Source organism: Rhodococcus sp. JCM 9793, from assembly GCF_055380405.1.
Genome location: NZ_AP043721.1, coordinates 619,036 through 631,806, shown reverse-complemented (window position 1 = coordinate 631,806; position 12,771 = coordinate 619,036). Strand labels below are relative to the sequence as shown.

The following is a 12,771-nucleotide window of genomic DNA, read 5'->3' as shown; positions in this document are numbered from 1 at the left end:
GGACGAACTACGCTTCTGCCGTGGCCCGCCGACAATCGCCGCCGACCCGAGCTCGTGACAGTGATCGCAGCCGGGCGCGCACACGTCTCGACGTTGCGTACGCCGAAGGACAGCTCACAGCGGAATCATGGCGCGACCTCGTCGCACGCACCGAAGCAGCGGAGACGCTACCGGAACTCGCCGGTCTTGTTCGCGACCTGCAACCGCCTGCCGAACCCGAGGCCGGCCGATCCGAGAAGGCCTCCGGCAGGCGGATCGCAGCGGTGATCGCGGGTGTGGCGGTCGTCGCTGTCGCTGCTGTTCTGTGGGCTGCGTTTCCCGACGGCGATGCCGAGCCGATCGTCGACCACGACACCCGCAGCAGCGGGGCCGGTGTGGTCCTCGGGCTTCTGTAGTTTTCGCACGCTTCTGCATTTCGCGCGCCGCCGTCGCGGTGCTTCCGTGTGCACCTATCGGGACACGCGTATGGTTCTATATATCGGTGCGATATAGTTTTGCATCGCATCAGTCGGTCAGGTTCGAACGGACGTAGGAGGTGGCCCCCTTGCTCGAGCTGGCAATCCTCGGGCTGCTTCTCGAATCGCCCATGCACGGTTACGAGCTCCGCAAGCGATTGACCGGGCTTCTGGGCGCATTCCGCGCCTTCTCGTACGGGTCGCTGTATCCGACATTGCGGCGGATGAAGGCCGACGGCCTCATCGCCGAGGAGGATGCCGGAGTCCCCGGGCCGGTGAAGCGGCGCGCTCGTCGCGTGTACCAGCTCACCCCGGTCGGCCGGGAACGGTTCACCGAACTGGTGGCCGACACGGGCCCACAGAACTACACCGATGACGGATTCGGCGTTCACCTCGCTTTTTTCAGCCGGACACCCGCGGAAGCGCGGATGCGGATTCTGGAAGGCAGGCGACGCCAGGTCGAGGAGCGCCGAGAAGGCCTCCGCGACGCCATCGGGCGGGCCAGCGGCACATTGGACCGCTACACCCGTCAGCTACACCAACTCGGCCTCGAGTCCAGCGAACGTGAAGTCCGCTGGCTCAACGAACTCATCGCCGCCGAGCAGTCGTCAGCAGCAAGCAGAAAAGAAGGAGAACCCGACCATGGGTGAGAACAGCACCTCGGTGCGCGTGGCCATTGTGGGCGTGGGGAACTGTGCCTCGTCTCTGGTTCAGGGCGTCGAGTACTACAAGGACGCCGACGCCACCACGACCGTCCCCGGTCTGATGCACGTCGCGTTCGGCAAGTACCACGTGCGCGACGTCAAGTTCGTCGCCGCGTTCGACGTCGATGCCAAGAAGGTCGGGTTCGATCTCTCCGAGGCCATCAACGCCAGCGAGAACAACACCATCAAGATCGCGGACGTGCCGCCCACCGGCATCACCGTCCAGCGTGGCCATACCCTCGACGGCATCGGCAAGTACTACTCCGAGACCATCGAACTCTCCGACGCAGAGCCCGTCGACATCGTCCAGACCCTGAAGGACGCCGAGGTCGACGTTCTCGTGTCGTACCTGCCGGTCGGTTCCGACGAGGCCGACAAGTTCTACGCCCAGTGCTGCATCGACGCCGGCGTGGCCTTCGTCAACGCACTCCCGGTCTTCATCGCCTCCGACCCGGTCTGGGCGAAGAAGTTCACCGACGCCGGTGTCCCGATCGTCGGCGACGACATCAAGTCGCAGGTCGGCGCGACCATCACCCACCGCGTGATGGCGAAGCTGTTCGAGGATCGCGGCGTCGTGCTCGACCGCACCTACCAGCTCAATGTCGGCGGCAACATGGACTTCAAGAACATGCTCGAGCGTGAGCGTCTCGAGTCCAAGAAGGTCTCCAAGACCCAGGCCGTCACCTCCAACCTCGAGGGCCCGCTGGCAGGCAAGGTCCACGACCGCAATGTTCACATCGGCCCGTCCGACTACGTCCAGTGGCTCGACGACCGCAAGTGGGCATACGTCCGTCTCGAGGGCCGCGCCTTCGGCGATGCCCCGCTCAACCTCGAGTACAAGCTCGAGGTGTGGGACTCGCCGAACTCCGCCGGCATCATCATCGACGCGATCCGCGCCGCGAAGATCGCCAAGGACCGCGGCCTCGGTGGCCCGATCCTCCCGGCATCCGCTTACCTGATGAAGTCCCCGCCGGTCCAGATGGCCGACGACAAGGCTCGCACCGAGCTCGAGGCCTTCATCATCGGCGCCGAGTAACTCGGCACTCCGAACGCACCGTGGCGGTGAGCGAGTCTTCGGACTCACTCACCGCCACAGTCGTATTCACCTGCCACTCATCAGGTCATACGTCGTACCACCGACAGCGGCAACACCTTCATCGCATACGCGAGCGGGATCCACGGCCACCCGGGCACGTACGCCTTGGCCGGCTCCTTCTCGATCGCCGCAGCCAATGCGCGACAACCGGTTTCGGTGTCGACGATGAAAGGTACCTTCTTCACCTTCTCGTTGATCTCCGAGCGGATATAACCGGGAAATATTGTGCTGACATCGATTCCGGTGCCCACCAGATCCGATCGCATCCCCTCGCCGAGCGCAGCGACAGCAGCCTTCGATGCACCGTAAGTCGTCATGTTGCGCGGCATCCCGCGCAGTGCGCTCATCGACGAGATCAGGACGACGTGCCCCGCATTGCGCGGACGCATGAGCTCGAGCGCCGCCTCACTCTGGGCGAGCGCACCGAGGAAATTGGTCTGCGCGGTCTGCACATTCGCGTGGAAGTAGCCCGTGCCCAACGGCTGCCCCTTGCCGAGACCGGCATTGACGATCACTCGGTCGAGACCGCCGAGTTCCTCGTCGAATTCCCGGAAGACCGTGAAGACGTCGTCGTGCCTGTTGACGTCCAGCGACCGCACCGCGATCGTGATGTGCGGGTGCTCGGCGAGCAGTTCCGACCGCAATGCGTCGAGGCGATCGACCCTGCGTGCCGCGAGCGCAAGATTGCTTCCACGCGCGGCGAATTCGCGCGCCATACCGGCCCCCAGACCGGAACTGGCTCCGGTGATGAGGATGTTTCGTCGCTGCGGCCGACTCATCGGCCCTCCTTCTCGAGTTGGTCGATGAGTTCGTTGCACCGAGAATCGAGGTAGCCGACAACCACCCAGAAGTTCTCGAACGCGGGATTGGTGGTGTGTCCGTGGTGATAGCGGTAGTAGATCTGCTGGGCGATCACGGCGAGCCGGAACAGACCGAAGACCTCGTAGAAGCCCCAGTTGTCCACCGGCAGTCCGGTTCTCTCGGAGTAGTACTCGACGATCTCGCGACGGGTGAGCATGCCGGGCAGATCCGACGGCTGTCGCTTGGTGGCGAGCATCATCGGGTCGTCGTCGGCCTGCACCCAGTACGCGAGCGACGACCCCAGGTCCATGAGCGGGTCGCCGATCGTCGCGAGTTCCCAGTCGAGCACCGCAACCGGCCGCAGCGGGTCGTTCTCGTCGAGGACGACGTTGTCGATACGGAAGTCTCCGTGCACGACCGTCGACGCGATATCGGCGGGCTGCGTCTCGTCGAGCCAGCGGATGACGCGGGCGAAATCGGGCACGTTGTCGGTCCGGGCCAACTCGTAGCGCTTCGCCCAGCCCGCGACCTGCCGCGCAACGTATCCGGTGCCCCGGCTGAATTCGTTCAGCCCGGTGGTCTCGGGGTCGACGCCGTGCAGTTCGACGAGCAGATCGACGATCCGCAGGCACAGGGCCCGGGTCTGTTCCGGCGTCAGGTCCAGGGTGGTCGGCGGGTCGGTTCGCAGGATCGTGCCGGGCACGCGTTCCATGACGTAGAAGTCGCTGCCGAGGACGCTGTGGTCGGTGCACATGCCGACCATGGCAGGCACGTGCGGGTAGGCCGGTGCGAGCTGCGACTGGATGCGGTACTCACGCGCCATGTCGTGCCCGGACGACGGCTTCGCCCCGGCCGGCGGACGACGCAGCACGAGATCGCGGTGCGGATACCGCAGTAGGTAGGTCAGATTGGATGCGCCACCTGCGAACTGGCGCACCTCCGGAATCCCCGCCATACCGGCGTGTTCCTCGAGCCATGTCGCAACGGACCGGACGTCGAACGTGTCCTCGTCGCGGACGGCTCGCGCGTTGTCAGGAAATTCGGTCACTCCTTGATCCCCATCTCAGTTGTGTTTACCGAGTTCGAATCGTGCCACGCGGCGTTCGTGCACCTCGCCGGGGCCGTCCGAAAGGGGCAATGCCGGCGCGGCGATACAGGCACCGAAGAAAGTCGTCGGTCAGTACTGCGGAAGACAATACTGCGGAAGACAGTACTGCGGACCGTCGTGACTGCAGACCGTCGTGCCCGACGGCCCCGCAGCACGCGACGTCACATCCCTGGGATCTGGATCGTGACGCCGGGAAACACTTCGATCTGCGGAGGCAACTGAACCTGCGGCGGAACCTCGATCGGCGGCGCCGGGATCGTGATCGGCGGCAGCTCACCCAGGCCGGGGAGTTCGAACGCGGGAACCGGACGCCCCGTGGTCGTCGGCGTGCTGATACCCGCGTCGGCCGGCACGCCGGCCTGTCCACCGATCGGGTCGGGCCACGGGAAGCTCTCCGCGTCGGTGTCCTCGAGCGCGGTGTCCATCGTGTCCTTCCAGATGTCGGAAGGCAGGCTCGAGCCGTAGATGGAGCCACCCCACAGATTGGTGATCGGCCCTGCATCCGAGGTGCCGATCCAGACGGCGGTCGAGAGCGACGGTGTGTACCCGACCATCCACGCGTCCTTGTTCATGCCGGTGTCGCCGAGCTGAGTGGTGCCGGTCTTCGCAGCCGACGGCCTGCCGCCTGCGAGCGCGTGGCCACGCGAGTACGCCGCGACCGGCAGCAGCGCCTGGGTCACGTTGTCGGCCACAGCCGGGTCGATGCGCTCCTCGGCGGGAGACGCGGGCCGGTCGAGGAGGACCTCACCGTCGGAGGTGGTGACCTTCTGCACGAAGTACGGCTGATGGAAGGTGCCCGACGCCGCGAGGGTTGCATACGCCGATGCCATGTCGATCACCCGCGACTGGTACTGACCGAGCACGATGCCGCCCTCCGGAATGCCGTTGGCCTCGCTGAGTGTCGTGCCCTCGACTCCCGGAATCTCCATGGGGATCCCGGCCTCGTGCGCCGCGTCGGCGATCTTCTGAGGACCGTTCTCCATCGACATCATGAGCCTGTAGAAACTCGTGTTCAGCGAGCGCTTCGTCGCCTCCGCGATCGTGCACTTACCGCACGATTCGCCTTCGACGTTGTTGATCTCGAGATTGCCGATGGTCAGCGGGGTGCTGTCGTAGCGGGCGCCGAGACCGATGCCGTCCTTCAGCGCCGCGACCAGACCGAACACCTTGAACGACGAACCGGTCTGCAGCGGCGCCTGTGCGTAGTCGTAACCCGCACCTTCCTCGCCGCCGTAGTAGGCCCGCACCGCACCCGACCTCGGGTCGACGGACACCACGGCGGTCCGCAGGTCCTCGGGTTCACCTTCGAGGTTGCCTCGCGCCGCGTCGACTGCACCTTGCTGGGCCACGGGGTCGATCGTGGTGACGATGCGCAGGCCTTCGGTGTTGAGCACCTGCTCACTGATTCCGGCTGCCGAGAGTTCACGCAGCACCTGCGACCGGATCAGTCCCTCGGGGCCGGGTGTCTCATTGGCTCGCGCCAACTGATCCGACGGGACGGTCTCCGGGAACGCCGCTTCCCCACGGTCTCCGGGGCTGAGCACGCCCATCTCGACCATGCCGTCGAGGACGTAGCCCCAGCGCGCCTCGATCGCGGGGCGGTTGAATTCGGGATCGAGCGACGACGGCGTCTGGATGACGCCGGCGAGGACGGCACCCTCGGAGACCGTCAGGTCGCCGACCGGCTTGCCGAAGTACGCCTGCGACGCCGCGGCGATTCCGTAAGCGCCCCGGCCGAAGTAGATGGTGTTCAGGTAGGCCTCGAGGATTTCGTCCTTCGACCATTCGCGGGCCATCTTCGAGGAGATGACCAGTTCCTTCATCTTGCGGGTGAGGGTGCGATCGGCGCCGACGAGCACGTTCTTGACGTACTGCTGGGTGATCGTGGAACCGCCACCGGCGGTGTCCTTGCCCAGGACATTGTCGCGGGCCGCACGAGCGAAACCGGAGACCGAGAAACCTGGATTGCTGTAGAAGTCGCGGTCCTCTGCGGAGAGCACTGCATTGCGGACGTGCTCGGGGACCTCGTCGATGCCGACCTCGACGCGATTGCCCTCCGGCGGCACCACCCGGGTGATCTCGGTGGTGTCATCGGCAGCGTAGATGCGGGCGATCTGGTTGGTCGTCATGTCGGACGGGCGAGGAACCTCTGTCGAGACATACGCACCGGCGAACACTCCGATCGGCGCGAGAATCAGCAGCACAACCACGACGAGTACGACATATCGGACGGTTCGCCACCGCCGTGACTTCGAATCAGCGGAAGAACGACCGCTGGTGGACGTCGACGGATTCGGGCTCACGCGTACCACTTTCTCCAGGATGGGACTCGGCAGATTCTTCCATCCTGCCGACCGCATGGTACGAAGTCACGCGCATAAGTGACGTACGCAGCACTACGACGAGTCTGTGCGACGCCACGCGCGATAGGTGAACCACCACGCGAGCGCGAAGGCTGCCAGCACCAATGACGGCACGATACCCGGCTCGGGTGACAACATCTCTGCGACCGCCCCCACCACCGCCATCACGGCGAAGATCGTGATGACACCGAGCAGCATCTCGAGTCGCTGACGGCGGGGGAGGCGACGACTCACGACTTCACGCCACCCGCCGTCAGACCCGAGATGATCCGGCGTTGGAAGATCAACACCATCACGACCAGCGGCACCATCACGAGCGTGCCACCCGCCATGATCGACGCATACGGCGTCACATAGGGATCGGTGCCCGTGAACCGCGCCATCGCCACCGTCACCGGGGCCGTCCGCTCACTCGAGAGTTGCGACATGAGCAGGTACTCGTTGACCGTCGCGATGAACGCGAGGATCGCGGTGGTGAACAATGCGGGGGCCGCGAGTGGCAGCATCACCAGGCGGAACGCCTGCCCGCGGGTCGCGCCGTCCATGCGCGCGGCTTCCTCGAGTTCCCACGGCAGTTCGGAGAAGAACGAGGTGAGCGTGTACACCGTCAGCGGCAGCACGAACGAGATGTTCGGGATGATCAACGCCTGGTAGCTACCGATCCAGCCGATGTCGGTGAACAGCTGGAACAGCGGTGTCACGAGCGCGACGACCGGGAACATCGACGCGCCGAGAATGATGCCGGTGACGAAGTACTTGCCCCGGAACTCGAAACGCGACAGAGCGTACGCGGTGAACACACCGATGAGCAGCGCGATCAGCGTGGTTGCCCCGGCGATGATGACGCTGTTCATCAGCGCGCGAGAGAAGTTGACCTTGGCGTCGGGGTCGAGTGCGTCGGCGAAGTTCTGCAGGGTCGGATTCGTCGGCCACAGACTCGTGCTGAACGTCTCCGACGGATCGCGCAGCGCCGTGACGACCATCCAGTAGCACGGAGCGAGCCCCCAGACGATGATGATCGCCACCCCGAGATAGGTGCCGATCGATCCCAGCCGGAACCTGCGCGCACGCTTCGGGCCGGGACGTGGGGTCTCGTCGGCAGTCGTCTCGGTTGCGGTGATCGTGCCGGTCATGCCGCGTCTCCCTTCCGCTGCTTCTCCTGCGTACTGACTGCATTGGCGCCGAGGAACCGCACCAGGATGAAGGCGACCGCGAAGATGATGAGGAATGTGATCGTCGACAGCGCGGACGCCGAGTTGGCACCCTGCCGCATCTGGTCGACGACGAGCACGGAGATCGTCGAGGTGGCGGGGTTCGAGCCCATCATGATGGCGGGCAGGTCGTACATGCGCAGCGCGTCCATCGTGCGGAACAGGATTGCGACCATGAGCGCAGGCTTGACCAGCGGCAAGGTGATCTGGGTGAAACGTTGCCAGGCGTTCGCGCCGTCGACCTTCGCCGCCTCGTACACATCCGACGGAATCATCTGCAGACCCGCGAGGATGAGCAGCGCCATGAACGGCGCCGTCTTCCACACATCGGCGACGATGATCGCGAAGCGGGCGGGCCACGGATCGGCGGTCCACAGGATGTCGGTACCGAGCATCTTGTTGGCGATGCCGTCGTTGGCGAAGATGAAGAACCACAGCTTGGCGGTGACGGCGGTGGGGATCGCCCACGGCACGAGGACCGAGGCACGCAGGAGGCCGCGACCGCGGAACGACTTGGCCATCACAAGTGCCATCGCGAAGCCGATCACGGTCTCGATCGACACCGTGACGACCGTGAAGAAGAACGTGTTGAAGATCGACTGCCAGAACTGGGCGCCCAGGGTGCCCGGCGGACAGGAGATCGATCCGGTGGCAGTACCACAGGTCTGGGTGATCCAGCGGGTGTAGTTCTCGATACCCACGAACCCGCCGGTGACGAACCGGCCGGTCTCGGGGTCGAGCGACTTCGCGTCACCGTGCAGCGACATCCAGATCGCTCTGCCGAGCGGGTACAGGATGATCACCGCGAGGACGATCATCGACGGCGCGATGAACATCCATACCGGCACCTTCCGCCGCGACTTCGCCGGCGGCGCAGTCATCGGCGGTGGTTCGGGCGTGCGGTGTCGTCCGGCCACACGTCCGCGGTCGGGACGATCCGTCCCGACCGCGGTGTGTGGCGGATCCGCGGGTGCCCCGACCTGCGGTTCTGCCATCTACTGCTCCTAGTGGATCAGTTGCCGGCGGTTTCGATGCCGGCCTGAGTGTCGTCCAGGGCCTGCTGGACGGGCTTCTCGCCCCGGATCGCAGCGTAAGCGTTGTCGGAGATCGCCTTCGACACGGCCGAGTAGTACGGCGACGACGGGCGGGGCTTCGCGCTCTCGAGTGCTTCCTTCAGCGTCGAGAAGTACGGGTACTGCGCGAGGATCTCCGGGTCGTCGTAGACCTCGGCGAGGACCGGTGCGCCACCGACCTCGGCGTAGTACTCCTGCGACTGACGGGTCGTCATGAACTCGAGGAAGTCGCGGGCCGTCGCCGGAGCGTCCGTGAACGCGCTGATACCGACGTTGTAGCCACCGAGGGTGGACACACCCGGACCGTCGACGCCCGGGAGTACCGCGATGCCGTACTTACCGGCGACCGACGACTCTTCGCCGTCGGTGTAGAAACCGGGCCACGTGCGCATGAACAGGGCTTCGCCGTTGCCGAAGGCTGTCTGCGACTCACCTTCGGTGTAGGTCTGTGCGGCGGCCGGGATGGTGCCGTCCTCGAAGGAGTCGACGATGAACTGCAGGCCCTCGGCCGTCTGCTCGTCGATGGCCGGGGTGAGACCGTCCTCGGCGACGAAGCTGCCACCGAAGGCATTGACGATCTCGGTGACGTTGACCGTCAGTCCCTCGTAGTTGCTGAACTGACCGATGTAGCAGGCGATACCCGCTTCTTCGGCCTTCGGGCATTCTGCCTTCAGCTCGTCCCACGTCGCAGGGGCCTGGTCGACGAGGTCGGTGCGGTAGTACAGGAACGCACCGTTGGTGTTCTTCGGCGCGGCGAACAGCGTGCCGTTGTAGGTGGCCGACTCGACGGTCGCGGGCAGCAGACCTTCGGTGTCGATCGCGTTGTCGCCCTCGAGCGGCAGAAGCCAGCCGTTGGCAGCGAACTCGGCAGTGTTCGTGACGTCGACCGCGACGAGGTCGTACTCGTCGCTCTGTGCCTGCATCCGCTGCGCGATATCGGCGTACTGGTCGTTGGCCTCGCGCGCGAGCGGCTTGAAGGTGACCTGCTCGTCGGGGTTCTCGGCATTCCAGTCGGCGATGATGTTCTCGAGTGCCGCGTTCAAGGGGTCCTGCCCCTCGACGATGGTGATCGGGCCACGGCCCTCACTGGATGCGGCGCCCGTGTCGGACGACCCCGAGTCGCTGCCACCGTCATCGGATCCGCACGCCGTCAGGACCAACAGCGCCGCCGAGGAGGCGGCGATGACAGCTCTGCGCATCGCCTTCTTCTTCGAAACCATGAACATCTCCCGTGTGAGTTCGGAAAATCAACTCGCCGGCAACCGCTCGGCCACCGACACCGGCCACTACTGTGGCACGGGACACCCTGAAAAGTCGGCATTCCGCCCACCCTTGATCGGTTCTGTGTCGGGCACCCCAGCACCCGACCAGGCCTGATCAGCCGATGCGCAGGCCGTCCGACGTCTTGAACACGTGCACCTGATTCGTATCGAACCGCAAGTGGAGTCGATCGCCCTTCTGAGGCGGAGTGCGCCAGTCGCTCCGCGCCACGATCTCCTGGCGGATCCCACCGACAGTGGCGTTGCCGTACAGGTACGCATCCGAACCGAGTTCCTCGACGACATCCACATCGACGGCGAGCCCGTCCTCGGCGATCTCGAGATGTTCGGGTCGGATGCCGAGCGTCACTTCCGACTCGGTGACCTGGCCGAGGGTGTCGCGCGGCACCTGGACGTGGACATCGCCCACCATGACCCCGCGGTCGACGACGGGGAGGGTGAACAGATTCATTGCGGGTGAGCCCATGAAGCCGGCCACGAACACGTTGGCCGGCTGGTTGTAGAGCGCGCGCGGCGACGCGCACTGCTGCAGGATGCCCTTGTCGAGCACCGCGACGCGATCACCCATCGTCATGGCTTCGACCTGGTCGTGAGTGACATACACGGTGGTCGTGTTGAGGCGCCGTTGCAGCTGCGCGATCTGCGTGCGGGTCTGGACGCGCAGTTTCGCGTCGAGGTTGGACAGCGGCTCATCCATGAGGAACACCTGCGGTTCCCGCACGATCGCACGACCCATGGCGACACGCTGCCGCTGGCCGCCGGACAGGGCCTTCGGTTTGCGGTCGAGATACTGCTCGAGGTCGAGCATCTTGGCGACCTCGGTGACCCGCTCACGAATCTGGGATCTCGGGGTCTTCGCGAGCTTGAGCGCGAATCCCATGTTCTCGGCCACCGACATGTGCGGATACAGGGCGTAGTTCTGGAACACCATCGCGATGTCGCGTTCCTTGGGATCCTGCGCGGTGACGTCGCTGTCTCCGATGAGGATGCGGCCACTGTGCACCTCTTCGAGGCCCGCGAGCATCCGCAGCGACGTCGACTTGCCGCAGCCCGAGGGCCCGACCAGGACAAGGAACTCGCCGTCCTCGATCTCGAGATCCAGTGCGTCGACCGCGGGTGTACTCGAGCCGGGGAACAGACACGTCGTCTTGTCGAAGGTCACCGAGGCCATCGCAGATCCTTTCCGAAGCGGACACGCTCGTGCGCTACCGGAATCTACCGTGCATCTTCGCGGTCCACCGCCACCGGCGCGTCGTCGTCGCCCCACACCTGGATCCCACGCACCCCCGGCACATCGCCGCGATGGAAGACCGGGTCGCGTCCCTGCTTACGTTGTGCGCTGTAGTTATGGAACAGCGCGTACGCAATACCCGACAACGGGACCAGCGCGATGAGGTTGACCGTCGCCATCACACCCATGGCCAGATCGGCGAGCGCCCACACGAGCGGCACCGAACCGATCGCACCGAGGAACACGCACACCACCACGGCCGAACGCAGATAGGGCAGGGCCTTCCTCGAACCGGTGAGGAACTCGATGTTCGATTCGCTGTAGTAGTAGTTGCCGATCACGGAAGTGAAAGCGAGGAAGAAGATGAGGACGGCGAGGAAGTGCACGGTCCAGTCGCCCAGCTGCAAGGCCATCGCGTTCTGAGTCAGCGCGGCCCCTTCGAGACCCGACCCGAACTCCGGCTCGGACAACAGGATGATGAACCCGGTGATCGAACACACCAGCCACGTGTCGAAGTAGACGCCGAGGCTCTGCACCAGGCCCTGCTTGACCGGATGCGACACCGACGCGGTCGCCCCGGCGTTCGGCGCCGAACCCATGCCGGCCTCGTTCGAGAACAGACCGCGCCGGATGCCGTACATGAACGCGGCACCGAACCCGCCTCCCGCAACCTCTCGGATGCCGAAGGCGTTCTCGAACACCAACTTGAACATCCCGGGGACCTCACCGATGTTGAGGACCACGACGATGATTCCGATGATCAGGTAGGCAATGGCCATGACCGGCACCACCACCTGCGACACACTCGAGATGCGCCGCACCCCACCGAAGATGACCAGGGCGACGAGGATCGCCACGGCGATGCCGATACCGACCTGCAGACCCGTCGTCTTCTCACCCACCGAGCTCGACACGGCGTCGACGATCGAGTTGGTCTGCACGGCGTTGAACACGAATCCGTAGGTGATCGTGATGATCACCGCGAAGATCATGCCCATCCATCGTTTACCGAGCCCGTATTGCATGTAATAGGCCGGTCCGCCCCGGAATGCGCCTTTGTCGCGCACCTTGTACAGCTGGGCAAGGGTCGACTCGACGAATGCGGTGGAGGCACCGATCAGCGCCATCGCCCACATCCAGAACAGTGCGCCGGGGCCGCCGATACTGATCGCGATCGCCACTCCCGCGATGTTGCCCGTTCCCACCCGTGACGCCGCCGAAATGGAGAATGCCCGGAACGCCGAGATCCCCTTCTCCCCGTCGGGGAGATCCTCGGGCTTCTCCACGATGGACCGCAGCATGTCGGGGATCAGTCGGATCTGGATGAAGCGTGACCGCACCGTGTAGTACAGACCGGACCCGACGAGAAGCGCGATGACCGCGTACCAGTACCAGTCGTTGATGTCGGTGACGAATTCGACCGCGGTGTCCATTCCACTGATCTTGGCG

At 65.0% G+C, this 12,771-nt stretch carries 12 protein-coding genes; 3 read left to right on the top strand and 9 right to left on the bottom strand.

The features are described 5' to 3' along the window. The first annotated feature begins 20 nt into the window (after positions 1–20). From ACZ46K_RS05070 to ACZ46K_RS05060, 3 genes are all read left to right on the top strand, one after another. Positions 21–395 carry a DUF1707 SHOCT-like domain-containing protein gene (locus ACZ46K_RS05070; RefSeq protein ID WP_464747000.1) on the top strand — a complete coding sequence of 125 codons (375 nt, stop codon included), beginning with the start codon at positions 21–23 and terminating at the stop codon, positions 393–395. Between the two features lie 149 nt (positions 396–544). Then, entirely contained in the window at positions 545–1,105 is a 561-nt protein-coding gene (locus ACZ46K_RS05065) for a PadR family transcriptional regulator (protein WP_054810023.1), read from the top strand. Then, entirely contained in the window at positions 1,098–2,195 is a 1,098-nt protein-coding gene (locus tag ACZ46K_RS05060; RefSeq protein ID WP_054806008.1) for an inositol-3-phosphate synthase, read from the top strand. Before ACZ46K_RS05065 ends, ACZ46K_RS05060 begins: the two co-directional genes overlap by 8 nt. A gap of 80 nt (positions 2,196–2,275) precedes the next feature. Here ACZ46K_RS05060 and ACZ46K_RS05055 read toward each other — a convergent pair whose 3' ends face one another. The 9 genes from ACZ46K_RS05055 to ACZ46K_RS05015 form a co-directional block, all read right to left on the bottom strand. After that, complete coding sequence (locus ACZ46K_RS05055) at positions 2,276–3,034, bottom strand: SDR family oxidoreductase (protein WP_464746998.1); 759 nt, start codon at positions 3,032–3,034, stop codon at positions 2,276–2,278. Further along, entirely contained in the window at positions 3,031–4,104 is a 1,074-nt protein-coding gene (locus ACZ46K_RS05050) for a phosphotransferase family protein (RefSeq protein ID WP_464746996.1), read from the bottom strand. Before ACZ46K_RS05050 ends, ACZ46K_RS05055 begins: the two co-directional genes overlap by 4 nt. A gap of 221 nt (positions 4,105–4,325) precedes the next feature. Further along, on the bottom strand, positions 4,326–6,524 hold the full coding sequence (locus tag ACZ46K_RS05045; protein ID WP_464746994.1) for a transglycosylase domain-containing protein: 2,199 nt from the start codon (positions 6,522–6,524) through the stop codon (positions 4,326–4,328). Between the two features lie 36 nt (positions 6,525–6,560). After that, positions 6,561–6,761 carry a hypothetical protein gene (locus tag ACZ46K_RS05040; protein WP_464746991.1) on the bottom strand — a complete coding sequence of 67 codons (201 nt, stop codon included), beginning with the start codon at positions 6,759–6,761 and terminating at the stop codon, positions 6,561–6,563. Next, positions 6,758–7,660: a carbohydrate ABC transporter permease gene (locus tag ACZ46K_RS05035; RefSeq protein ID WP_464746989.1), complete on the bottom strand. Its 903-nt coding sequence runs from the start codon at positions 7,658–7,660 to the stop codon at positions 6,758–6,760. Before ACZ46K_RS05035 ends, ACZ46K_RS05040 begins: the two co-directional genes overlap by 4 nt. Next, positions 7,657–8,733, bottom strand: a complete 1,077-nt coding sequence (locus ACZ46K_RS05030) for an ABC transporter permease subunit (RefSeq protein ID WP_054810021.1) — start codon at positions 8,731–8,733, stop codon at positions 7,657–7,659. The genes ACZ46K_RS05035 and ACZ46K_RS05030 overlap by 4 nt, the downstream gene beginning before the upstream one ends. A 17-nt stretch (positions 8,734–8,750) precedes the next feature. Beyond that, positions 8,751–10,031, bottom strand: coding sequence for an ABC transporter substrate-binding protein (locus tag ACZ46K_RS05025; RefSeq protein ID WP_464746987.1), 1,281 nt, complete (start codon positions 10,029–10,031; stop codon positions 8,751–8,753). A gap of 157 nt (positions 10,032–10,188) precedes the next feature. After that, positions 10,189–11,262 carry an ABC transporter ATP-binding protein gene (locus ACZ46K_RS05020; protein ID WP_054806009.1) on the bottom strand — a complete coding sequence of 358 codons (1,074 nt, stop codon included), beginning with the start codon at positions 11,260–11,262 and terminating at the stop codon, positions 10,189–10,191. A 44-nt stretch (positions 11,263–11,306) separates the two neighbouring features. Then, on the bottom strand, positions 11,307–12,755 hold the full coding sequence (locus tag ACZ46K_RS05015; RefSeq protein WP_464746985.1) for an alanine/glycine:cation symporter family protein: 1,449 nt from the start codon (positions 12,753–12,755) through the stop codon (positions 11,307–11,309). Positions 12,756–12,771 lie beyond the last annotated feature (16 nt).